The organism is Capilliphycus salinus ALCB114379 (assembly GCF_047276495.1).
Classification (GTDB): domain Bacteria; phylum Cyanobacteriota; class Cyanobacteriia; order Cyanobacteriales; family Microcoleaceae; genus Capilliphycus; species Capilliphycus salinus.
In genome coordinates this window covers 5,675,744-5,698,221 of sequence record NZ_CP178543.1, presented here as the reverse complement: position 1 = coordinate 5,698,221, position 22,478 = coordinate 5,675,744, and the positions used below count along the sequence as shown (strand labels likewise).

Below are 22,478 nucleotides of genomic sequence, written 5' to 3'. Positions count from 1 at the left end.
CCGAATTGATTGATCGTGTCCCACAGACAACGTATATAAACCCGCCCCGCCCCCATAACACGCATTAATCAACCGGAGATCATATCCTGTCCCACAGACAACGTATATAAACCCGCCCCTACTGTTTTTTATTCCGTTTAGATATTTGGGTTTGAAGCAGTTTCCGGTGCAATTGTGGGTTTAACAAAACCAAAATAACCTGCAATTAATCCGGTTACACCATTCAACCAAACATTGTTACCAAAAATCGGCATTAAACCAAATATTGTTTTAGCCAAGGGGAACAAACCCATCACCGCCAACAAAATGTAAGCGACTGCAAAACTGCGATTAAATAAACGCGCACTCCTTGAGTCGATATAGGCACCAATTCCCACAATTCCAACCGCTAGATGCACGAGATCGTGTAGGATATTAGTGGCAAATAACCCGAACACATGACCGAATCCGGTGCCATATATTCCCGGAGATGCCGAATACAAATCATTGGGCGCATTGGCTGCGGGTATTGTCACCAAACCGGGGATAAATCCTGCAAAACCCAACACCAAGAAAACAATTCCGAGGGCTAAAGCACAGTAACGCTCTCCCATATTATTCATACTATTAACCTCATTGATGAAAATTTGTACAAGCCGTTTTCTATCCGCAAATCCTATCAACGGCATTTCTTTAATTCAAATCAAACAATAAAAAAATGCCAGTTAGCAGGTTTTGGAGCGAATTTTTTAGCGGATAAACATCTAACTTGCTATAATTATAAAGTCGATCAAATGTTGAGCGTCCCCAGAGGAAATTAACACAGAAAGTTAAACATTCATTCGCCTACTTTCTATTGAATTTTAATCTGCCCTTTCTGTACTCTACCCAAAGAAGTATTAGCGTTGGGATTAACTAAACTACTCCTTTGGATAGGGTAGAATTCGATCTGTGAAGGGCGGGTTTATATAAGTTATTTTTGGGTAACACAAATTTGGGTAGAACCCGCCCCTACAAAAAAAGGCGGGTTTATGTAAGTTATTTTTGGGTAACATAAAGATGGGTTTTAAATGCGCCCATCGGTGTTAAAGACTTGGTTTGCTAACATCGCCAGCGCCCCCACACCCGCCAGGGTTGCGCCCCATTTAACCGTCGGATTTTTCTCGATCCAGTCGGTAACGCTCGGTATCACCAGGCGATCGCTGAGGCTGCCGTCTATGGTATTATGGTGGGGAATCGGCTCGTAAAGATTGTCCGGGGCGTCTTCGGACTTCGGCACGTCGCTGTGCTGCAACCGGAAACCCGTCAGCAACAGCAAAGTATCCATCAATTCCGGCGAAAGTCTCTGAAGGAAATCTAACACTCTCGCCGCATCCCCAACCAAAAAGTCGCGGGTTGGATGTTCGGCTGTGTAAAGGACCGCTTCAGCCACCAAACTGGCTTTGTAATAGGGCGGTATTGCCGAGGGCTTCACCCCCAACTTAGTCCGGCCATTGTCCCAAAACGGCGTATCGATCACACCGGGTTTGATACTGGTGACGCTGATGGGAATTTTTTCGTGTTGCAACTCCAGTCGCAACGCTTCCAAAAATCCCTCAACCCCGTGCTTACCTGCGGCGTAGGCGCTTTGGTACGGGAGCGATCGCTTACCTTCCATCGAAGAAATATGAATCAGCGCTCCCCGTCCTTCCCGTTTGAGGTGGGGAAGTGCGGCCATTGCCCCGTAGACTTGCCCCATCAAAGTGACATCTACAACCCGCTTAAATTCTTCGGGGGTGGTATTCTCGAAAGTCGCAAAAACGGCGGTGGCGGGGACGTGTACCCAGGTGTCGAGCCGTCCGTAAACCTCTACAGTTTGATCGGCGATCGCTTGAACCTGCTCGAATATTGTAACATCATCGATGAGTATTGGAAAGACTTCGCCGCCAAAATTTTTAATTTCATCCACCAGCGACGCCAACTTTTCTTGACTGCGGGCGGAGACAACTAATTTGGCGCCTTTACGGGCAAATTGAAGGGCTGTTTCTCTGCCGATACCGCTAGAAACTCCAACGACGGAAACAACTTGTTGATCTATGGGTTTGAGTTGCATTAATATTACTTCCTATAGTTTTTCATCAGTTAGTTCGTTGTTGGGCGACCGCCCTTGATCCCCCCTAACCCCCCTTATTAAGGCAGGGCCGTTTCATTCTAACAAAATCCAAAGCCTAGACCACCTGTTATTAAGCCATCTTTGACCCTCTGTAATTGACACAAAGCCTAAAAGTCTAAAAAGATTAATTGCAATAGTTTGAAGAATCGATAAATTCGTTCGTGCTTGAAAGTGAGCTATAGAAGAATCATCTTCTTTGAAGATCACATCCTTGACCCAATGCAAGCGATTTTCAATTTGCCAATGACCTTTTATTTTTTCAGAAAAATAATCGGCTTTTTCCCAAACGCTACTGATGTAGTAAGCGACTTGATGATAGTCCTTTTTACCTCTTTTACCCCATCTTTCAACTCGGATTAAGCTTTTAATTTCATACCAACTAGATTTCAGGGAATCTATACTCTTGAAGACAGCTACTTGGCGTTGAATTTGGCGACCATGACTTTTATCTTGCTCTATCTTGATACTCAAAGGCTCTTGATTGTGGGCGACAGACTCTAGAGCTTGATACAATTTTTTTTGATTCTTTTTGACGGTGATTAAGTAGTGATTTTTTGATTCAATAATTTTTTTAACGGTTTGCTTTTGGCAGTGCAAAGCATCCAGAGTAAATACTTGATTCTTCAGGGGAAAATCTTCGATGATTTCTTGGACTTGCTTAATTTCTGAACAGCGTTTGTTCTCAAAGCAATTTAATCCCAATACAACTTGATATTCTTGACTGTACAAGGAAACAAATGAAACAAAGTTTTGATGAGAGTTGCCAAAATTGTCTACAGTGCTGCCTAAGCTTTTGCCATCAATACAGACCCAATCCCTCAAATCATCAGATTCACATAGACTACTAGACCATTGATTAAAAATGTCCTGAAGATTTGACCAGTCTACTCCCATCAGAACTCGTCTTATGGTTGATGAAGATGGAACTTTTGGGGATGAAATCTTAAATTTTTTAACAATTAGCTGTTGATTGGCTTTGGCAAAATCTCCCATCGCTCTATACCCTAAGTATCCCTGCATCGCTGCCAAAATTACTATCAATAGCACCAACCATAATGGATGCCTTCTGCCCTGGCGGCGGCGAAAGTCCTTGACTTTTTTAAGTTCTTTAATTAGACTATCCATAGATAAAATTTAAGAAAAAACTGGCGATTGCTATCATTTTACATCCGGCGCGATCGCCAGTTTTATTGTTCAATTCCCGCCTTTAAGAATCAGAGTGGAACAAGCCGTTTGAGTCAGGCGATCGCTATGTTTTTCTAAGATTTTAGGTGTTCTGAAGAAAAAAGGGGTGAAACTGCTTCCAATTTTAGCTCCTCGCGATCGCAAAATTTTAGAATGAAACAGCCCTGCCTTATTAAGGGGGGTGGCGAAGCCGGGGGGATTCCCTTAAAAAGGGGGGTGGGGGTGGCGTTGGCGAAGCCTATCCGAAGGATATAGCCGGGGGGATCAATTAGATGCAGCTTCATAAAGAATTGGTATTAATTCGTTGTTGGGTTTGTTGTCGTTGCTCTAGCCCAAAATTAATTAACTTCGTAGTTGAGATTCTGACCTCAATTTATAAAGCTAAAGCACAACAACAATCTTTTAAGAATTTAGGTTCGTTGTTGGGCGCTCACCCCAAATTTATAGCGCCGCCTCGCAACAACAAGCTTTGGGTTCGTTGATGTTTATTTGTTCTTTTTTTGTTTTTTTGGGCGTTGAGTTGCCGCGTCATTTTTGGGAGCTTGTTCGGCTCTTTGTGCATCGTAGCCTTCCGGTAAAACTTCCTGCGGATCGGTTACTTGATCGGCAGCAGTATCTATACTATCGTTAGCGTTTGTGTTAGGTTTAACGGAGTTACCTTTATGACTTGCATGACCACTCGGCATAATTTTATCCTCAAGTTTTCTATTTTATTACACTTTTAATTTAAACTCATATTTAGTGAAAACTGCACTATCTTTAGGAGGAAATATTGCGACAGTTAACCGTTATCTCTTATTAATTTATCGGATATTTTCGGGCGGAATTTAGGGTAATTTTATAAAATAATTTATCAATATTGATTGGTCGCTGTCAAGGGCGAGTTTATGTCAGTTATTCCTGAGAAATCTAAATCTGAGTGGAACCCGCCCCTACAAAAAAGGGCGGGTTTATGTAAATTATTCCTGGGAATATAGACATTTTAGCGGAGGCACGCCCCTACAAAGCTATTAACCGTTGTAGGTATTGCTGCGGTTGGAAACAATTGGCTCGTCGGATTCAACTATAGGTTTAACAAAGCCAAAGTAAGCGGCAACCAGTCCGGTTGCAGCGTTGAACCAAACATTATTACCGAAAATCGGCATTAAACCAAAAGTTGTTCTGGTAAAAGGTAACAAACCCATGACCGCGATTAAAATGTAGGCAACAGCAAAATCGCGATTAAATAGACGCGCACTTCCCGAACCGATATAGGAAACAATTCCCAACGCTCCAACTACAATATGTACCGCATTGTGTACAGTATTGATGGGAAATAACCCAAATAAATAGCCGAATCCTCTGGTATATAAGCCCTCAGTTGCCGGATACAAATCGGCGGGAATATTGGTGGGATCGGGCATTGTCACCAGACCCGGAATAAATCCTGCGATACCTAACAGCAAGAAAACGATTCCTATAGATAAAGCGCAGTAACGCTCTGGCATACTATTATTATTCATGCAATTTACCTCGTTGATTACAATTTTTACAAGTCGTCTTTTATCCGCAAGCAACCTCAACTGTATTTCTTGAAGTTAAAAAATATCAGTCACTTATGGGTTGCGAACGAATTGGCGGGTAAACATCTAACTTGCCACCGCTATCAAGCTCATCAAAACTTTGGCGTTTCCTTTCAAGAATAAAGAATAGCAAGTTAAAAATTTATTCGCCTATTTATTATTAAAAGTTAATTCTCAAATTCTGTACTCCATCCAAAGAAGTATTAGGGCGATCATCAACTAAACTCTTCCTTTTGAAAGAATAGAATTTTACTCAGCCATAACTCCCCAGATTTTTATTTTGAGATAAAAACCTTCAATTTAGATATTATTGAGTGTTTTAGATAGAAAAACGCTACCTGTGGGGCTGATTCTCTTGAATTTTGTTGCCACTAATTCAATAGCAATGCCAGAAATATTTTAAGCGGGCGAGGAATTATAAACGCCCCAATCTTCAATTCCTTTATCGCTAAAAATCCCCTTGGCGCGATCAATTTCTTCCTCGGTTCCGTCTACAAAAACCAAATACCGACCGATCAACAAACGATCTCTATAAATACTCGCCTGTTTTTCAGGAATACCTTGTTCGGTGAGTGCGTTAACTAAACCATTGCTTGCTAATGCTTCGACTCCAATTGCTGCTGTGCTTGCGGTTAATGCTAAACCCAAAGTACCCGCTGCGATCACCGATCCTATTCCGGGAATTGCCAAACTTCCTAATCCCACTAAAACGGTACCCAAAGCGCTATTTGCCATCGTATTCGCAGCAACTCCGGTTGCAGTGCTAACATCTTTATTGCCAACTTTATCGCTCATGGAAGCCTCGCCGAGTTGATCGTTTTCCTCGGCTTGTTTGGCAATAATAGAAACTTTATCCATTGGAAAGCCTGACGCTTTCAATTCGTTGAGCGCTTGCTCGGCTTCTTGACGGTTGGAAAATACTCCCACACCCCGTTGGCGATCGCTTTCTACCATTATCTTTCTCCTTTATATTCTGAAAAATCTTGTTAAAGCTTGAGTTTCCTTCTTCTGTCGCTTATTTTTAACGGTTCCCTTCGCTTTGTCTTAAACGGAAACAATAAATTCTGCTCTATGCTGAATCGTTCGGTTGATCGAAATTTATCTTGATCTTTAGAATAATTGTTACAGCTTCGCCCAACGTCTATCTAAAGTATTAAGTCCGAGCATAACGTTCAGCTTGATTGTGTTCGTCAATACAAGAAACGGTTTAATTAAATTAAATTTAATCCTTTGGGTCCAAAGACAATCTTTCCTAAGTTAGATGAAGGAAAACCGAGTAACAGCTTACCTAGCGATCGCACCCCAACCCAGAAAAATGAATCTCAATCAAAACTTCAATGTGGGTAGAGGCAGTTGCTACGAAACAGAAACCGTGCATTGTGAAGTTTAGGAATCTTCTCCCTTTAGGGAGGAGAGGATGTCAACTCGACTCTCAGGAGGTTTTGAATGCCTTTCGGGAGGATATTAAAGATGCTCGCTATCGAAGTATTGGTCGATTTCCGGCTTTTATCCTGCGACCCGCGACCGGACGGGCGATCTTGTTGGTTGGATACCGACCTGACAAGGAGTTGGTCAGGGCTTTGACTCATGTCGCTCCCGAAAGTAATGCGGTTCGTTCTGTTAATGATGCGATCGCTTATGCTCGTTACTGGGGAAAAATTACGGATCAAGAAGTTGCAGAAGCGCTTGATTTGCAACTTGACGCAACGGAAAAAGTGTTAGATGATGCCGTAAATCAGGGGATTTTAGTTAAGAAAGATCGGATTTATTCGGTTAGTGAGTGAAAAATTTCGTAGTTGGGCTTCAGCCCTAGCTTTTGGCGCTAAAGCGCAACAACGAACTGTTTACCTAATTTGTTGCCAAAAATTCGGCGACGGTTTGATTGAACATATCGGGTTGAACGAGAAACGGCCAGTGATTGCCCGGAACTTGTTTTATTTTTAGATTTGTTAGATATTTCTGATAGGGTTTCAGTTGCCAGTCCATGCGGTTGACGCCGCTTTCTGGCTGGATAAATAATGTAGGAATGTCTATTTTTTCGGTTAAACCCGCGACTTTCATCACTTCTGAAAAAATCTGATTTCGGGCGGGAATGATAAATTTACTCCCCCATTTTCCATCGGGTTTTTGTTCGATTCCTTCTTGAAAAACCTGCTGTTGTGCCGAACTCCAACCTTTATATTGACTGAGTTGAGTTGCTAATTCTTCGGCGTCTTCGTAGCTGGAAAACGGCCCCATTCCTTTTAAACAGTCTAGTTTTCGATAAACGATGGGTAAACTGAGTTTAAAAATAGCGGGCATTTTAGTAATAAAAATTGGGTCTACTAAAATCATGCTGCGAAAATATTTGGGATGTTGTTTTGCCCAAATTGGTAGTAATTTTCCCGTCCAAGAATGACCTAAAATATGGGCGTTTGACCAGTTGAGATGGCTCATTAACGCTTCTAAGTCTGCGATCGCTTCTGAAAAACTGTAACCTGTATTCGGTTTGCTACTGTTGCCGTGACCTCGCATATCTGGGGCGACAATATGATAGTTATCGCTTAAAAAGTTTCCCAAGTTCGTCCAAACCAAAGCGTGATCGGCCAACCCGTGCAATAGCAGTAAGGGTTGAGTATTTTCTGAGGTTTGGGGTGGGTTCCATTCCAAATAGGAAATTTTGATTTGAGAACATTCTAGCGTTTTGCGGATGGGGTTCATATAAAAATTCAAAAAATTATGACAAAAATTTTATCTTTGATAGAATGATAGTATAAAAAACCAGGGAACTTCTGTCAACTACAATGAATACCAAAGATTCTCACTCGCTCTCTTGGGAACGGGTCAAAGCGGAATTTCAACGAATTTGGGGATATGAAGATTTTCGACCCCCACAAGGGGAAATTATCCGCAGTTTATTATCCCGACAAGATGCACTTGTTGTGATGCCAACGGGAGGGGGAAAATCGATTTGTTTTCAACTTCCGGCTTTGTTACAAACCGGGTTAACGTTGGTGGTTTCGCCGCTAGTGGCGTTGATGGAAAATCAAGTCCAAGAACTTCGAGAAAAAAACCTTCCGGCGGCGTTATTGCACAGTCAAATGCCTTCTCTACAGCGACGACAAACGTTAAGATTGCTAGAACAAAATCGGTTAAGATTGTTGTATCTTTCCCCGGAAACGTTGCTAAGTTCATCGGTGTGGAATTTGATTGCTCATCCGCGTATTTTAGTAAATGGTTTAATTTTAGATGAGGCTCATTGTTTGGTACAATGGGGGGATACATTTAGACCGACTTATCGGCGTTTGGGAGCAATTAGACCCGCACTTTTGCAGCTAAAACAAACTCAGAAAAACTTCGCGATCGCGGCGTTTACGGCAACGGCAAATCCGGCGGCACAAGACACCATTAAAACGGTTTTAGACCTACAAAATCCCAAATCTTTTTTACTGAATCCCTACCGCCCCAATTTGAATTTAAACATACAAACGGTTTGGACTCCGAGAGGGCGGCGACAACAGCTTTTAAAGTTCATTCAAACTCGCCAAAAACAAACGGGTTTGGTGTATGTTAGAACTCGAAAAGACAGCGAAGAATTGGCAGATAGCCTGAAACTACAGGGTTATCAAACGGCAGCGTATCACGCGGGTTTAAGCGGTGAGGAACGTCGAGAAATTGAACAGGCTTGGTTAAAAGGTTCGCTGAAGTTTGTGGTGTGTACTTCGGCGTTTGGGATGGGAATTAATAAGCCGAATGTGCGTTGGGTGCTGCATTTTCAAGCCCCATTTTTGCTGTCTGAATATTTGCAAGAAGTCGGACGGGCGGGACGGGATGGAAAGCCTGCAATAGCGTTAACATTGGTGAGTGAACCGACGGGTTTCTTGTATCCCGAAGACAAACAACGCCGTGAATATTTGCAGGAAAATTGGCGAAAACAATATCAACAGGCGAATCAACTGATTAAAAAATTACCGAAACAGGGAGAAATTGAGGAGATATCTCGCCAGTTTCGCAACAGTGCGATCGCGCTTTCGGTGTTGCACAGTTCGGGACAATTAACCTGGCAAGATCCCTTTCATTATATCATTAATTCCAAGGCGGTTGCGTTCCCGGATCATAATACTCAAGCGATCAAACAAATGAGTCAATATCTAAATACTCGTCAATGTCGTTGGCGGTTTTTATTAGAGGCGTTTGGGTTTGGTAAAGAAGCTAAATCAATGGCTTGTGGACACTGTGACAATTGTCGAAAGTAATTGTCTTTAATTATTGTCTGAAATGAGATTTTTAAATCGGGGTATTAATCTACTCATAAACTTGGGGAACTGCCGGAAATCTCAATCCTGGCAGCCCAAGTTATTGTTCATTTCGGGAATGATATTTAGAGGATTCTAGTTTGCGGGCGATGGAGAGAATTAAACGGGGAATTCTAATAATAAATTCGGTGCCTTTATTAAGTTCTGAACAGCACCAAATTTTTCCTTTATGCTTTTCGACAACAATTTTATAACTAATTGACAATCCCAAACCCGTACCTTTACCAACAGGTTTTGTGGTAAAGAACGGATCAAAGAGTTTCGATCTAACTTCTTCCGACATTCCGGGGCCATTATCAGCAATATGAATTTCAATCCACTGATGATCGACTAATAAAGTCTGTATTCGGATTTGATAGGGTGGAGATTTAATCCCTTTAGAAACTTGCTGAAGATTGTGTTCTTCGAGGGCATCAATGGCATTACTGATAATATTCATAAACACTTGATTGAGTTGACTGGGATAACATTCAACTAGAGGCAATTTTCCATAATCTCGTATAATTTGAATACCGGGATGATCGGCGTTGGCTTTGAGGCGATTTTGTAAAATCAATAAAGTGCTTTCTATGCCTTCGTGGAGGTCAACGGCTTTAATTTCCGCTTCATCTAAACGGGAGAAATTTCTTAAGCTGCGGACAATATCTCGAATTCGTTCGGCCCCAACCCGCATCGAGTCTAGGAGTTGCAGATAATCGGATTTCAAAAAATCAATATCAATTTCATCAGAATAATCGGCAATTTCGGCTTCGGGTTTAGGATAATTTTGTTGATAAAGTTCGAGAAGTTGTAATAAATCCCGAGTATAATCTAAAGCGGGTTGAATGTTACCATAAATAAAGCTCACCGGATTATTAATTTCGTGAGCAACTCCGGCGACCATCTGCCCCAAACTGGACATTTTTTCAGATTGAATCAGGTGAGTTTGTGCTTGTTTAAGTTCTGTTAATGCCTGTTCAAGTTCTTTATTTTTTTGTTTGAGTCTGCTTTTAGATTTTCGTAATGCGGCTTCTGCATATTTGCGCTGGCTAATATCTTGAAAAGTTGCGGTATAAAAGCAAAGCTGACCGGATTTGGCTTGTGTAACCGTTGCTTCGAGGGCAAATTGTGAACCATCAGAACGGCATCCAACTAACTCATGCCGTCCGGTGTTTAATAATTCTTGTAAAAGCTTTTCTTCGTCTTCGATTTCATCATCCGGCCACTGCCAAAGCCGATGAATTGACATTCCAATTAACTGCTTAACTTCATAACCAAAAATCGTCGCAGCCGAAGGATTAGCGGTGGTAATTTCAAAATGGGCATCGTCAAAGGTAACAATACCATTCATTGCGGTTTTAACAATTGCTTCGGTGCGGGTTACGGCTTCTTCTAGAGCATCCATCACCGCATTATAACGTTCGGCAATTAAACCAACTTCGGTAAAAGGTTCAACGGGGGCGCGCAAACTCAAGTCGTAGGTTTGAGCCTGTTTTTCCATGACTTGAAATAAGTCATAAATCTCGGTTTTTGCGCGATGTTCGGAAATATTCAGACCGAGTTTTTCTTCAGATTTTGAAACCCGCAACGGTACAATTCGATTCACCCAAAAGAGCAACAAATAAGCCAAACCAAATCCCCATCCAAACCCCACAAAAATCCCCAATAATTGCACGCCGAGTTGGGCGTATCGATCCAAACCTGTTCCTAATAATTCCGGCTGACCAAACAACCCCACCGCCAGGGTTCCCCAAACTCCGGCGCCCCCGTGAACGGCCACCGCTCCGACGGCATCATCAATGTGCAGATTTTCTAAGAGAATTTCGGTTAAAATCATCACGGCCGCGCCGGTGACGCCAATGACGACGGCGATGGGCGTGGCGACGGCATGACAAGAGGCGGTGATCGCCACCAGTCCGGCGAGAGTGCCATTGATCAGGGTTTCGACTTGCGGCGCTTTGCGTTTGCCCCAACTGAGGAAGCCTGCGGCTACCATGCCCCCGGCTCCGGCTAAGACGGTATTGGCCATAATCCGGGGAACTTGCTCGTTGAAAGCGAGGGTGCTGCCTCCGTTAAAGCCGAGCCACCCAAACCATAACAGCATGGTTCCCAAAACGGAAAATTGTAGGTTGGAACTGTGAATTTTTTGGGACGGTTTGTCTTTGGGGAAGCGACCGGAACGGCTGCCGATGAGTAATAGGGCCGCCAACGACACCCAACCCCCGATGCTGTGGACGACGGTCGAACCAGCAAAATCGACAAAGCCGAGATAGCCCAAGCGACCGGTAAAGATGCCCTTATCTATTCCATTCCAGGCCAAATGACCAAAAATTGGGTAAATTAAACCGGAGACTAAGGCAACCAGTGCGAGATAGGCGCTGAATTTCATGCGTTCGGCGACGGCTCCGGAAACGATGGTGACTGATGTGCCGCAAAACATGACTTGAAACAGGAAAAAAGCGGCGAGTTTTGCTGTGTCTAGGTTGAGCCAAAAATGGCTGCTTCCGAACCAACCGTTGGGAGATGAACCAAACATTAAACCGTAACCAACAGCCCAAAATAACAGGGCGGAAACGGCAAAGTCTGCCAGGTTTTTTGCGGCAACGTTAATACTGTTTTTCGAGCGGGTGAGGCCGGATTCTAAGCACATAAATCCAGCTTGCATCAGGAAGACTAAGCAAGAACAGATCAGCAACCAGAGTGTATCAATCATTACTTTAGGGGTGGGAAACTCAAGGGTTTTACGATGGATGGTTGTAATATTTTTGTCATGTTATTGAAAAATACTGTGGTTTTTCAAAGTTTTATAAAATTAGATGTTACTAGCTTGCCATTGGCTTATCTTCTCCGTCAAGTAACAATTTTTTTTTTCTGGATTGAAAGTTCCGAGGGATAGGGGTTAGAGTAGGCGAGTAATCACAACAGGAATAGTTGATTTTAGTTCGGTTGCTTCAGGTCAATTTAGATCTATATTTTCGCTCAATTTTAGCGGAATTGTCATCGCAAATTCACTACCCTGTCCAATTTTAGAATAGCACTCAAGTTTTCCCTGATGTTTTTCAACAACAATTTGATAACTAATGGATAATCCTAGTCCCGTTCCTTTACCCACTGGCTTGGTCGTAAAAAAGGGATTGAATAGTTGAGAACAGACTTCTTCTGACATTCCAATCCCGTTATCTGAAATCCGAATTAAGACTTGGGTTTGATCGGGTGTTAATTCGGTTGAAATTGTTATTTGATTGGGATTTGCTAGAATTTCTGTATAGGTTTTTCCCCGATTAGATTCTTCGATCGCATCAATCGCATTGGCAAGAATATTCATAAAGACTTGGTTCATCTGTCCGGGAAAACAGAGAATTTCTGGCAAGTTCCCATAGTTTTTTACCACCCGGATTTCGGGATGTTTTTCATTGCCTTTGAGCCGATGTTTTAAAATTAATAATGTGCTGTCAATGCCTTCGTGAAGATTAAATAAGACTTGAGTTGAACTGTCAATCCGAGAAAAAATTCGCATGGAATTGCTAATCTCTCGAATTAACAGCGATCCTTGTTTAATGGATGCGATCATTTCCGGCAAGTCGGCCATCAAAAACTCAATATCAATTTCTTCGGCATGATCTTGGATTTCGGCTACAGGATCGGGATAATATTTCTGGTAAAGTTGTAGATGAGTTAAGACATCTTGCAGAAATTCTTGGACTTGATTGATATTACCAATCACAAAACCTAAAGGGTTATTAATTTCGTGGGTAATTCCCGCCATCATTTGACCGAGCGATGACAGTTTATAGGCTTTTAAAAGTTCAAATTGTACTTCTTTTAGCCGAATATCTTTTTCAACGACTAAATGTTGAAATTTTTGATTTAACTGGCTGAGGGAAAGATTTTTTTGAAGTAGGGATTGTGTTAATTCTTTAATTTGAAGATGTATGTTAATTCGGGCTAAAACTTCTTCTTGTTGAAAAGGTTTTGTTAAATAGTCAACGGCACCGGCTTTCAATCCTCTAATTTTACTGTCTGTATCCGTAATAGCCGTCATAAAAATAATCGGAATGGTTTGAGTTTTTGGATGGGCTTTGAGTTGCTGACAGGTTTCAAATCCATTCATTTCCGGCATTTGAATATCTAATAAAATCAGATCGGGCGGTTCATAAATTGCTTGTTGAAGTGCGTCTTTCCCATTCGCGGCGACGGCGACTTCATAGCCGGCTGCAACTAAATTTTCCGACAAAACTTTCAGATGAATTGGGCTATCATCTACAATCAAAATAACATTTGACTTTCGGGTATTTATGGACATTTTTTTTTGAGATTATAGGAGGTGGTAAATCTTTTTAATCGATACCGGTGACTTTTTCCTTCATTGGGTAACGAGTCGGGTTGAATGGGAGTCGCCATCTTGGTAATGAAGAAATCGTCAGTCCCGGTTAAAATTTCCCCAGTATAGGGTATTAACTTGAGGCGATACCCAGTTAATACCTGTCTGGCTTGGTGGATGATCGGTTTCATGGATTGACCTCGCTGGTTTGAACACCATTGGGAAGTTTATCTTTAATCTTAAATTTAATTAAAAGTTTCTGGAAAATGCGTGATAGAAATCACAACGATAAGGAGAGGAAAAATACCCCGGAGTTTATCGTAGGGGAATCAAGATTCTAAATTCGCTTCCTTTTCCTAAAATGGAATCACATTCAATTTGTCCTTTGTGTTTTTCAACAATCACCTGATAACTAATTGAAAGTCCTAATCCGGTTCCTTTACCAATGGGTTTGGTTGTAAAGAAAGGATCGAACAAGCAGGATCGAACTTCTTCGCTCATTCCCCGGCCATTGTCGCCTATTAAAATTTGTATTCTATTGTCTGAAATTTGTTGAGTTTTAATGCGAATACAGCCGGGATTTAACTGGATTTCTTGCAGGGATAGAGAAGATTGAGCATCTTCAATGGCATCAATTGCATTGCTGATCATATTCATAAAAACTTGATTGAGTTGTCCAGAATAGCAGTTAATTCTAGGGAGTTTACCATAATCTTTGAGAATTTTAATCCCCGGATATCCGGGTTTGGGTTTGAGGCGATTATGTAAAATCATTAAGGTGCTTTCGAGTCCTTCATGGAGATCGACTTCTTTGATTTCGGCTTCATCCAAACGGGAAAAGATTCGCAGTGATTTGACAATCTCTCGGATGCGTTCGGTTCCGACTTGCATCGACTTGAGCAGTTTTTGGATATCTTCTTGAATAAAATCAAGTTCAATCGTTTCAATTTCTGTCTCAATTTCGGGGTGGGGATTGGGATAATGATTTTGATAGAGTTCAATTAAATTTAGCAAGTCTTGAATATAATCTGCGGCGTGAACAAGATTTCCATGAATAAAGTTAACCGGATTATTAATTTCGTGGGCAATTCCGGCGACCATTTGACCTAAGCTCGACATTTTTTCATTTTGAATCATCTGAGCTTGAGTCCGTTTGAGTTCTTTTAAGGTTTCCTGAAGCTGTTGTTTTTGTTCTCTTAATTTAGCTTCGGATTCTCGCACAGCGTTCTCAGCTTGTTTGCGTTCGGTTATATCGGTCGCAATTCCGGTGATTCGATCTATTTCTCCCCGGTCGTTTGCGATAGGAAAACCGCGATCGTAAATCCAGCGAATTTCACCATTGGGTTGAATAATTCGATATTCTTGTTCATATTTACCAGCAGCCTGTTTACTCAAAGCCAAAATTACTCGTTCGCGATCTTCTGGATGAATTGACTCAAGAAAAGATTGGGGTTGCTGATAAATTTCGCGACAAGGACGCCCCCAAACTCTTTCATAAGCAGGAGAAACATAGTAAATTTGTTCTCCGTGAGGATCGGTAATCCAAAATACACTATCAATAGTTTCCGCAAGCTGACGAAACATTTTTTCACTTTCATGTAAAGCGACTTCAGCTTGTTGGTGATTTCTCGCCTCAATTGCTAAAGAAATCACATTGGCAATTGAACGCACAAAAATTTCGTCTTCGGGAGTCCAATGTTGAATTTTACCGCACTGTTCTATACAGATGACCCCGACCATTTCTCCCGCAATCCGAATGGTGCTGTCGAGCAGTGAAAAAATATCATTGGGAATAAAATAATTTGCAACAAATTCCGAGGTTCTCGGATCGCTTCTGGCCTCCGATGCGGCTATACTATCTTGGGAAAAGATCGCCGAAAAATACGCGGGATAATCGTTGATTTTAAGTTCTCCATTTCCACTATGCTGATGATTTTTTGTGCTGTACAAGTTCAGACATTTAAGAGTTGTTCTTTCGTCGTTAAACAACCAAACTCCTACCCGTTTAACTTCTAATATTTTTGCTGTGGTTTCAGTAATCGCTTGCACGGCTATTAACAAATCTCCTTTATTGACGGCTCGATTTTGAGCCAGTTCCATTAAAACTGCATTGTGATTTCGGAGTTGTTCGGCTCGTTTTTGTAGTTCAGTTTGGGCTTGTTTGCGATCGCGAATTTCGAGGAGAAGTTGTTCTTGAGTATAATTTAACTCGCGCAAAGTTAGGTTTTTTTCTTGAAGTTGTTTTTCGAGTTCATCGGTTTGAATAATCGCTTGACCTGCTAGTGGACGCAAGAGGAAAACCATCCCCCCTGCACCCAAAAAGCTAAAAATTATCGTAACAATTCCAATGGTGACAAGCTGACGATTTACGGGAGCATACAATTCCTGACGATTAACTTGGATGACCAGTCCCCAATTGACTTCTGGTAGGGGTTCAAAAGCAATAACTTGAGCATGACTCCAAAAGTTTCTTTTGACAAGAGTTAATCCCGACTTTTGAGAAACGACTGTTTTTTCGATAGCCTTTAAAATCGGTTCTAATGATAACTCGGGTTCATTTTTTGACGAGATCAACAATTCTACTTTTTGGTATTGAAAGGCTCCAACAAAAATTTGTCCGGTTTGACCTAAACCCGTATTATCTGTTATAATTTCTTGTAAACGAGCCATTTTAAATAAAACTAAATCGGTACCGATTTGCTGTTGACTTGAGTTAAGAATCGGTTGGCTAACAATTAAATAAGATTGATCCTTGAGGGGAATCGGATTGCTAATTAGGGTAGATTGAGAGTCTTGAGGCGGAAATTCCCAAAGGGTTTTAGGGATAGATAAACCGACTTGAGCCATTAATTGATAATTTTGATCGAGGCGAGTAATTCCGGCTAAATCTTCAGTTTGTTGCAGGGCCTCCGTGAGAATTCGGGTAAGATTATCAACGGCTAAATTGCGATTATTCGGACTGCGGTTATAGGCTTCTAATTCTCGTTTGGCTTGGGTACGACTGGCAATTTGTCCCGTGATATCTTTGGCTCTTGAGAGAAATTCTTCAACGGCTAATCGGCGCGTTTTTAAAGTGGACTGTAAATTTTCTTCTTGGTTTTTTATCAGTTGTTGATACAGGGGGAATATACTTAATATTGCCACCAATACACTGATAGCAAATATTCCGACCGCAGAATAAAAAATTAACAATCGTTGTAATTGTTTAGAATTCATCGGTGTTCTTGGTTTAGAGATTAGGTGGGTTTCATCAAAGCAGATAACAGTTGATACTAAGCAGTTCACCCTTATCCTGAAATTAGATAAAATCGAATCAAATCGACATTTTCAGATCCTCGACGGCTAGGGAATCCAACATTTATGCACAATTATTTGAGGCTAAAATTTAATCTTGCCAGGTGTCAGCCCCAACGTCAAGAATCTCAGCAAGCCGTTGCGCGAGAACTTGAATATCGGTCAACGACTCCTCTAATCAATCAATAGTGTAGTAGACGCTCGGTGAATGTAGACCCGATTAAAATTGTGAATAGAACTGAATAGATTGTTCATCTTAATCTCCTTTTTTGATTGGATTGGCTATATCCAAGTTACTCTATAGTCTCGAAGAAATGATAACAGTCCAGTTTGATTTTATTACAATAATTAATATTATGGTATCCCATCGCTGGCCGGACACTGAAGCTGAATCACTGATATTCACAGGGGGTATAATTTGATATTATATGAAGTGGAAAAAAGAATGCTACAGAAGCGAACAAATCCTCAGGTCATCGATAAAACAACTGATAGCTGTTCAGCGAAAAAACGGGTCGGGAGATCCTAGCAGAAGCGATCGCAGCGCTCGCGCCTCACTGTCAACGGACCGATCCTGAACCGCAGACCCCTATCCGGCGAGCAATCATCTGTCACAAAAATTAAGGGATTTCATATGATTTGTTGCTTCTCAATCGAATGGTCAGCGATTGAATTTGTTGCATTTGATTAAGATAGCCGTTCCTTGGACGAGTTGCGGGCGATCGTAGCCTGGATGAGCGATTCTGTAGCGCAAATTGTAGCCGAATGAGAGTTGAGTCTGAGGCGATCGAAGTGAAACTACAATTTACCAAAGCTTTACATAGATATTACATAACCCTCTTTTTTTCCGGCAAACGACAACGAGGAAGAATTATGCGCTTACCGATTGAAAAATTTTCAAATCAGATGATCGTAACATCCAACTCTGAAGAAAATACATCTAATATTCCACCGCTGTGGATACGACAAGCTGGCTTAGATTACTTGTATTTTGGAGTTTGCAAGGTTCTTGATACCTTAAAATTCTAAAACTGTATTAACGGGTTGGGTTGAACTTCTATCAAACCCAACCCCTAATTTTAGACTTGCTGAGACTGAGATTCTAACCAATTGTACCAAGCTTCTAAGCCTTCTCCCGTTGAGGCGGAAACTTGGAAAATTTGCATTTTAGGGTTAACTTGGCGGGGCGTAGTCTAAGCAGCGTTGAACATCAAACTGAACGTAGGGAAGCAAGTCAATTTTTGTTAAAATCATCACTTGACTCGCCCGGAACATATGGGGATATTTAATCGGTTTATCTTCGCCTTCGGTGACAGAAAGGATGGCAACTTTTGCCTTTTCACCCAAATCAAATAACGCCGGACACACTAAATTACCCACATTTTCAATCATTACAATAGAATTGAGAGGCGGGTTCAATTCTTCACACCCACGTTCAACCATTGCGGCTTCCAAATGACATCCGGTTCCGGTGTTAATTTGAACCACATTGCAGCCCGTAGAGCGAATTTTTTCGGCATCATTGACCGTTTCTTGATCGCCTTCAATCACGCTAAAGGTGAACTTAGATTTTAAATCGTTAATAGTGCGGGTTAACAGGGTTGTTTTTCCCGAACCCGGCGAACTCACTAGATTTAAGGCTAAGATATTTCGCCCTTTAAACCATCCCCTATTTTGGGCGGCAATTAAGTTATTTTTGCCTAAAATTGCCTGTTCTAATTCTATCGTATTTCCATGAATTTTAGCATGAATTTCAGAAACTTTGGTTTCGGTTTTAGGAACTTCAGAAGTGTGAGTATGGGAATGAGTCACAACCGTTCCATCTGCCAAAGTGTGGGTGTGAGTGTGTTCTTCGTGGGGTGAAGTCGGATGTTCGTGAGTGTGGGAATGGGGGTGAGAATGTTCGACAACGGTGCCATCTGCCAAAGTGTGAGTATGAGAATGGGACTGATGAACGTGAGTTTTGATCGGGCTTTTTTCTCCCGTTTGGGGGTTTGTAATTGTCGTTTCGCTATCATCAGAACAGCCACAAGTTACGCACATAATTCTTCAACCTCCATTTCTTTAATATTAAGTTCTTCGCCTTGAATAATATCGAGTTCAACGCTATTGCAAGCGTGACAAATTCCAAAAGGTTGTTCGAGAGTTACTTCGGTTCCGCACTGCCGACATTTTCCCAAACCCGCCACTTCAACAATTTCTAAAGTTGCCCCTTCCAACACCGTTCCTTGCGTACAAACATCAAAACAAAATCGAATCGCATCGGGCATAATTGCGGAAAGTTTGCCTATTTCTATTGTAACTCGTTTAACGGGTGCGCCCCTGGCGTGTTCGCTGACAATCGCCACAATATTTTGAGTAATTCCGAGTTCGTGCATAATTTTAAATCCTCCTAATTTTTGTTAAAAAACTAACAAATTCGGGGCAATTGATCCCCAACCAACATATCAACAATGCGTTCGGTTCCGAAAGCCGTTTGTAGCAAAACAACCCCGGGCGGAGAAGCAATTACCTCCCCAACAATACGGCTATTTTCACCCGCAGGATGGGATTTCATCGCCTCTAAAACCGTTTCTGCATCCTCTTTCGGAACAACCAAAACTAACTTACCTTCATTGGCTAAATAAAGCGGATCGAGTCCCAAAATTTCACAGACTCCCTGCACTTCTTCTCTTAGAGGTAATTCCGGTTCAAACAGGCGAATTCCCACTTCCGAACTCATGGCAAATTCATTTAAAACCGTCGCCACTCCGCCCCGGGTTGCATCTCGTAAAGCGCGAACTTTTGGGCAAGTTTCTATTATTTTATCGATTAAATCATTCAACGGTTGACAGTCACTTTCAATGGTTGTATCCAAAGCCAATTCACCTCTAGCAATCAAAATTGCAGTCCCGTGATCGCCGAGATAACCATTCACTAAAATAACATCTCCGGGCTGTAAATTTTGGGCGGAAATATTGATTCCCGAACGAATAACGCCCACCCCTGCGGTATTAATAAACAGTTTATCCGCACAGCCCCGGTGAACTACTTTCGTGTCTCCCGTAACGATTTTTACCCCCGCTTTATCTGCGGCTATTTTCATACTTTGAACAATTTCCCGCAATGTCTCTATGGGTAGCCCTTCTTCGAGGATAAAACCGCAGGAAAGATACAGGGGTTTTGCACCGCTAACCGCCAAATCATTCACGGTTCCATTAACAGCAAGTTCCCCAATATTACTACCCGGAAAAAAGATCGGATCGACAACATAAGAATCGGTTGTAAAAGCCAACCGATCTCCCAGTGTTGCTAATTCTGCTAAATTTAAACTGGCTTGATCTTCAAGTTGAGAAAGAATCGGATTATCAAAATTTCTGACAAAAATATCATCAATTAAATCCCGCATCGCTTTCCCTCCGCTTCCGTGGGCGAGTGTAACGGTTGTATCGCGAACTTTTGCGGGGCGACGGCGAACTTTTTCGACTTTTTGAAAGAGGGGATGTTGTTCGGCTTTTTTATCTAAAGAATGAGTCATTGATTTTAACCTTGATTTGTTGTTAATAACCGGGTTTCAAATTCTTCTAAAGCTTGGCTAGTTCCTATCTTTTTTGCTTTTTTTATGGTTTCGGGAATGAGTTCAACAATGGGTAAATATGGAAAGATTAAACTGGTTTGAGATTCGATAGATTTGCCCCCTTGAAATAGATTAATCGTTAAAACATCTTGGGCATAAATCAAAACTTCGGGAACTTTTAAAGCTTCATAGGCACTAATTTCTGTAAATGAAGTGACATCCGTTTCAATAGCCAAGTCTGGAGGCGGATCGATATCCAAATCTAACCGATTTTTTCCGATAACAGCCCGATAGTTTTTGATATAAAAACAGTCATCGGGTTCAACTCCAACCGCCATTGTTTTTCGTTTTAATGTTATCGAACGGAGAGACTCCCCAGGCTGTTTTTGAACCCTCAAAATGACTTTCACCAAGTCAGAAATTACAACAGTTAAGCGTTCATGTTCGGGTAGGGGAGCGATAATTTCTAAGGTTCCTTGATGGTAAGCCATGCGAACATTTCGCCGTTCTCCAAACTCATCGATCAGCCCTTCAAACTCCTGCCAGTTTACCTCATAAATTTTGATTTTACTGCCGGGATTGAGTTCGATTTTACTAATCGGTTTAGTAATTAATGGCTGAGTCATGGTATCGCCGATAATCTAATAAAAATTATTCGGGGAGTAATAGTTTCAATTGTCCGATATTTTTCCAAGTTCAATCCTATTACTCCCAACAAATTAAGCGGATTTCTCAGCGTGACGTCCGGGATGTTTATCGGAGTGCAATTCGCCGCCGACAGCCCAATTATCCCGGTTAAATTCATCAATATGAATCGTCACCCATTCCCGTTTCGTTCCCAAAGTTTCGACCAAAGTATCGGTTACTGCTTTGGCGAGTTCCCGTTTTTTCTCGATGGAATGACCTTCTCCAATTTGAATTGTGACAAATGGCATACAGTTTTCCTCCTCATTTGTTGCTATATAAAAGATAGAAGGCTGGCGCTTAGGTGCTTAGACTTTTGCTTTAGAACGTTGTTGGGGTTTGTTGGCTTTTGCAACGGTTGAAAGGCGACCATATTTGTAATAAGCCGCACAAGCCCCTTCTGAAGAAACCATACAGGTTCCGATGGGTGTTTCCGGCGTGCAAGCGGTACCAAATACTTTACATTGCCAGGGTTTTAAGACTCCTTTGAGAATTTCCCCACACTGACAAGCAGCAGCATCGGGAACTTTAACATCGGAAACATCAAATTTAATTTCTGCGTCGAATTGGGCATAATTTGAATTAATTTTCAGTCCGGACTGGGCAATTTCTCCGAGTCCCCGCCATTCAAATTCTTCTCGCACTTCAAACACTTTTTGAATGGCATCCAACGCCATCGGATTTCCATCCGGTTGAACCAGACGTTTATATTGATTTTCCACCTCACAGCGTCGGTCTACCAACTGTTGCAGCAACATCCAAACAGACTGCACAATATCTAACGGTTCAAAGCCGGAAACAACGACGGGTTTATAATATTTTTCGGCGATAATTTTGTAGGGATTCGACCCAATTACCATACTAACATGACCGGGACCGATAAATCCGTCGAGTTCCAAATCGGGGTTATCTAATAACGCTTCTAACGCCGGAACCACAATCACATGATTGCAAAAAATACTGAAGTTTTTGATATTTTCTGCCTCGGCCTGTAGGATGGTAAAAGCGGTACTCGGCGCCGTTGTTTCAAAGCCCAACCCAAAGAAAATTACCTCTTTATCGGGATTTTGTTTGGCAATGGGTAAGGCATCCAAGGGGGAATAAACCATGCGAATATCGGCACCTTGGGCTTTAGCTTGTAGCAAACTTTTTTCTGAACCCGGCACCCGCATCGCATCGCCAAAGGTAGTAAAAATAACGTTAGGAATGTCGGCTAATTTAATCGCAGCATCGAGTCTTCCTCGCGGCATTATACACACCGGACAACCGGGACCGTGAATCAGTTCTATGCTGTCGGGAAGAATTTCTTCAATGCCATATTTAAAGATAGAATGGGTGTGACCCCCGCAAACTTCCATTATTTTTAACGGGTGTTCGGGGGTGCGTTCAAGCATTAACGTTAAGCGGTTTATTTCCTTCATTAATGCTTGCAATTTTTGCGGATCTCTAAATTCGTCAACATACTTCATTT

Annotated in this window: 21 protein-coding genes; 4 read left to right on the top strand and 17 right to left on the bottom strand. The window is 41.8% G+C overall.

Annotation, left to right across the window (positions count from 1 at the left end; genetic code table 11):
* Positions 1-137: 137 nt before the first annotated feature.
* From ACL6C3_RS23075 to ACL6C3_RS23050, 6 genes are all read right to left on the bottom strand, one after another.
* On the bottom strand, positions 138-602 hold the full coding sequence (locus tag ACL6C3_RS23075; RefSeq protein ID WP_413161476.1) for a DUF4383 domain-containing protein: 465 nt from the start codon (positions 600-602) through the stop codon (positions 138-140).
* 443 nt (positions 603-1,045) lie between these two features.
* Complete coding sequence (locus tag ACL6C3_RS23070; RefSeq protein WP_413161475.1) at positions 1,046-2,071, bottom strand: SDR family oxidoreductase; 1,026 nt, start codon at positions 2,069-2,071, stop codon at positions 1,046-1,048.
* 93 nt (positions 2,072-2,164) lie between these two features.
* On the bottom strand, positions 2,165-3,256 hold the full coding sequence (locus ACL6C3_RS23065) for an ISAs1 family transposase (protein ID WP_413160293.1): 1,092 nt from the start codon (positions 3,254-3,256) through the stop codon (positions 2,165-2,167).
* Between the two features lie 545 nt (positions 3,257-3,801).
* Positions 3,802-4,002, bottom strand: a complete 201-nt coding sequence (locus tag ACL6C3_RS23060) for a hypothetical protein (RefSeq protein WP_413161474.1) — start codon at positions 4,000-4,002, stop codon at positions 3,802-3,804.
* A gap of 324 nt (positions 4,003-4,326) precedes the next feature.
* Positions 4,327-4,818: a DUF4383 domain-containing protein gene (locus tag ACL6C3_RS23055; RefSeq protein ID WP_413161473.1), complete on the bottom strand. Its 492-nt coding sequence runs from the start codon at positions 4,816-4,818 to the stop codon at positions 4,327-4,329.
* 459 nt (positions 4,819-5,277) lie between these two features.
* Entirely contained in the window at positions 5,278-5,832 is a 555-nt protein-coding gene (locus ACL6C3_RS23050) for a general stress protein (RefSeq protein ID WP_413161471.1), read from the bottom strand.
* A gap of 307 nt (positions 5,833-6,139) precedes the next feature.
* Here ACL6C3_RS23050 and ACL6C3_RS23045 point away from each other — a divergent pair, with 307 nt between their 5' ends.
* Entirely contained in the window at positions 6,140-6,268 is a 129-nt protein-coding gene (locus ACL6C3_RS23045; protein ID WP_413161469.1) for a hypothetical protein, read from the top strand.
* A gap of 52 nt (positions 6,269-6,320) precedes the next feature.
* A complete protein-coding gene (locus ACL6C3_RS23040) occupies positions 6,321-6,662 on the top strand; it encodes a hypothetical protein (RefSeq protein ID WP_413161468.1) in 342 nt (113 codons plus the stop codon).
* 64 nt (positions 6,663-6,726) lie between these two features.
* On the opposite strand, the gene ACL6C3_RS23035 is transcribed toward ACL6C3_RS23040, so the two are convergent.
* Positions 6,727-7,578 (bottom strand): alpha/beta fold hydrolase, encoded by an 852-nt coding sequence (locus tag ACL6C3_RS23035; protein ID WP_413161466.1) that lies wholly within the window; start codon positions 7,576-7,578, stop codon positions 6,727-6,729.
* 83 nt (positions 7,579-7,661) lie between these two features.
* Here ACL6C3_RS23035 and ACL6C3_RS23030 point away from each other — a divergent pair, with 83 nt between their 5' ends.
* Positions 7,662-9,113, top strand: a complete 1,452-nt coding sequence (locus tag ACL6C3_RS23030) for a RecQ family ATP-dependent DNA helicase (RefSeq protein ID WP_413161464.1) — start codon at positions 7,662-7,664, stop codon at positions 9,111-9,113.
* A 100-nt stretch (positions 9,114-9,213) separates the two neighbouring features.
* Here the strand turns inward: ACL6C3_RS23030 and amt are convergent, their stop codons facing one another.
* The 4 genes from amt to ACL6C3_RS23010 all read right to left on the bottom strand — a co-directional run bounded on the left by amt (position 9,214) and on the right by ACL6C3_RS23010 (position 16,689).
* On the bottom strand, positions 9,214-11,865 hold the full coding sequence (amt, locus tag ACL6C3_RS23025; protein ID WP_413161463.1) for an ammonium transporter: 2,652 nt from the start codon (positions 11,863-11,865) through the stop codon (positions 9,214-9,216).
* Between the two features lie 243 nt (positions 11,866-12,108).
* Positions 12,109-13,455 (bottom strand): response regulator, encoded by a 1,347-nt coding sequence (locus ACL6C3_RS23020; RefSeq protein ID WP_413161462.1) that lies wholly within the window; start codon positions 13,453-13,455, stop codon positions 12,109-12,111.
* Positions 13,446-13,664, bottom strand: coding sequence for a hypothetical protein (locus ACL6C3_RS23015; RefSeq protein ID WP_413161461.1), 219 nt, complete (start codon positions 13,662-13,664; stop codon positions 13,446-13,448). The genes ACL6C3_RS23020 and ACL6C3_RS23015 overlap by 10 nt, the downstream gene beginning before the upstream one ends.
* A gap of 124 nt (positions 13,665-13,788) precedes the next feature.
* The gene (locus ACL6C3_RS23010; protein WP_413161460.1) at positions 13,789-16,689 is read right to left on the bottom strand and encodes an ATP-binding protein; all 2,901 of its coding nucleotides are present in this window, start codon (positions 16,687-16,689) and stop codon (positions 13,789-13,791) included.
* 144 nt (positions 16,690-16,833) lie between these two features.
* Here ACL6C3_RS23010 and ACL6C3_RS23005 point away from each other — a divergent pair, with 144 nt between their 5' ends.
* On the top strand, positions 16,834-16,956 hold the full coding sequence (locus tag ACL6C3_RS23005; RefSeq protein ID WP_413161459.1) for a hypothetical protein: 123 nt from the start codon (positions 16,834-16,836) through the stop codon (positions 16,954-16,956).
* A 984-nt stretch (positions 16,957-17,940) separates the two neighbouring features.
* Here the strand turns inward: ACL6C3_RS23005 and hypB are convergent.
* The 6 genes from hypB to hypD all read right to left on the bottom strand — a co-directional run bounded on the left by hypB (position 17,941) and on the right by hypD (position 22,476).
* Positions 17,941-18,810 carry a hydrogenase nickel incorporation protein HypB gene (gene hypB / locus ACL6C3_RS23000; RefSeq protein WP_413161457.1) on the bottom strand — a complete coding sequence of 290 codons (870 nt, stop codon included), beginning with the start codon at positions 18,808-18,810 and terminating at the stop codon, positions 17,941-17,943.
* Complete coding sequence (gene hypA, locus ACL6C3_RS22995; RefSeq protein WP_413161455.1) at positions 18,801-19,145, bottom strand: hydrogenase maturation nickel metallochaperone HypA; 345 nt, start codon at positions 19,143-19,145, stop codon at positions 18,801-18,803. Before hypA ends, hypB begins: the two co-directional genes overlap by 10 nt.
* Positions 19,146-19,177: 32 nt before the next feature.
* Positions 19,178-20,284 (bottom strand): hydrogenase expression/formation protein HypE, encoded by a 1,107-nt coding sequence (gene hypE / locus ACL6C3_RS22990; RefSeq protein WP_413161454.1) that lies wholly within the window; start codon positions 20,282-20,284, stop codon positions 19,178-19,180.
* Between the two features lie 5 nt (positions 20,285-20,289).
* Positions 20,290-20,949, bottom strand: a complete 660-nt coding sequence (locus ACL6C3_RS22985; protein WP_413161452.1) for a Uma2 family endonuclease — start codon at positions 20,947-20,949, stop codon at positions 20,290-20,292.
* A gap of 93 nt (positions 20,950-21,042) precedes the next feature.
* Positions 21,043-21,258, bottom strand: coding sequence for a tautomerase family protein (locus tag ACL6C3_RS22980; protein WP_413161450.1), 216 nt, complete (start codon positions 21,256-21,258; stop codon positions 21,043-21,045).
* A gap of 57 nt (positions 21,259-21,315) precedes the next feature.
* Entirely contained in the window at positions 21,316-22,476 is a 1,161-nt protein-coding gene (gene hypD, locus ACL6C3_RS22975; RefSeq protein ID WP_413161449.1) for a hydrogenase formation protein HypD, read from the bottom strand.
* Positions 22,477-22,478 lie beyond the last annotated feature (2 nt).

Excerpts from the sequence above, each read along its gene's own strand:
- ACL6C3_RS23075 (WP_413161476.1), bottom strand. The coding sequence starts at position 602 with ATGAATAATATGGGAGAGCGTTACTGTGCTTTAGCCCTCGGAATTGTT.
- ACL6C3_RS23070 (WP_413161475.1), bottom strand. The coding sequence starts at position 2,071 with ATGCAACTCAAACCCATAGATCAACAAGTTGTTTCCGTCGTTGGAGTT.
- ACL6C3_RS23065 (WP_413160293.1), bottom strand. The coding sequence starts at position 3,256 with ATGGATAGTCTAATTAAAGAACTTAAAAAAGTCAAGGACTTTCGCCGC.
- ACL6C3_RS23060 (WP_413161474.1), bottom strand. The coding sequence starts at position 4,002 with ATGCCGAGTGGTCATGCAAGTCATAAAGGTAACTCCGTTAAACCTAAC.
- ACL6C3_RS23055 (WP_413161473.1), bottom strand. The coding sequence starts at position 4,818 with ATGAATAATAATAGTATGCCAGAGCGTTACTGCGCTTTATCTATAGGA.
- ACL6C3_RS23050 (WP_413161471.1), bottom strand. The coding sequence starts at position 5,832 with ATGGTAGAAAGCGATCGCCAACGGGGTGTGGGAGTATTTTCCAACCGT.
- ACL6C3_RS23045 (WP_413161469.1), top strand. The coding sequence starts at position 6,140 with ATGAAGGAAAACCGAGTAACAGCTTACCTAGCGATCGCACCCCAACCC.
- ACL6C3_RS23035 (WP_413161466.1), bottom strand. The coding sequence starts at position 7,578 with ATGAACCCCATCCGCAAAACGCTAGAATGTTCTCAAATCAAAATTTCC.
- ACL6C3_RS23030 (WP_413161464.1), top strand. The coding sequence starts at position 7,662 with ATGAATACCAAAGATTCTCACTCGCTCTCTTGGGAACGGGTCAAAGCG.
- amt (WP_413161463.1), bottom strand. The coding sequence starts at position 11,865 with ATGATTGATACACTCTGGTTGCTGATCTGTTCTTGCTTAGTCTTCCTG.
- ACL6C3_RS23020 (WP_413161462.1), bottom strand. The coding sequence starts at position 13,455 with ATGTCCATAAATACCCGAAAGTCAAATGTTATTTTGATTGTAGATGAT.
- ACL6C3_RS23015 (WP_413161461.1), bottom strand. The coding sequence starts at position 13,664 with ATGAAACCGATCATCCACCAAGCCAGACAGGTATTAACTGGGTATCGC.
- ACL6C3_RS23010 (WP_413161460.1), bottom strand. The coding sequence starts at position 16,689 with ATGAATTCTAAACAATTACAACGATTGTTAATTTTTTATTCTGCGGTC.
- ACL6C3_RS23005 (WP_413161459.1), top strand. The coding sequence starts at position 16,834 with ATGCACAATTATTTGAGGCTAAAATTTAATCTTGCCAGGTGTCAGCCC.
- hypB (WP_413161457.1), bottom strand. The coding sequence starts at position 18,810 with ATGTGCGTAACTTGTGGCTGTTCTGATGATAGCGAAACGACAATTACA.
- hypA (WP_413161455.1), bottom strand. The coding sequence starts at position 19,145 with ATGCACGAACTCGGAATTACTCAAAATATTGTGGCGATTGTCAGCGAA.
- hypE (WP_413161454.1), bottom strand. The coding sequence starts at position 20,284 with ATGACTCATTCTTTAGATAAAAAAGCCGAACAACATCCCCTCTTTCAA.
- ACL6C3_RS22985 (WP_413161452.1), bottom strand. The coding sequence starts at position 20,949 with ATGACTCAGCCATTAATTACTAAACCGATTAGTAAAATCGAACTCAAT.
- ACL6C3_RS22980 (WP_413161450.1), bottom strand. The coding sequence starts at position 21,258 with ATGCCATTTGTCACAATTCAAATTGGAGAAGGTCATTCCATCGAGAAA.
- hypD (WP_413161449.1), bottom strand. The coding sequence starts at position 22,476 with ATGAAGTATGTTGACGAATTTAGAGATCCGCAAAAATTGCAAGCATTA.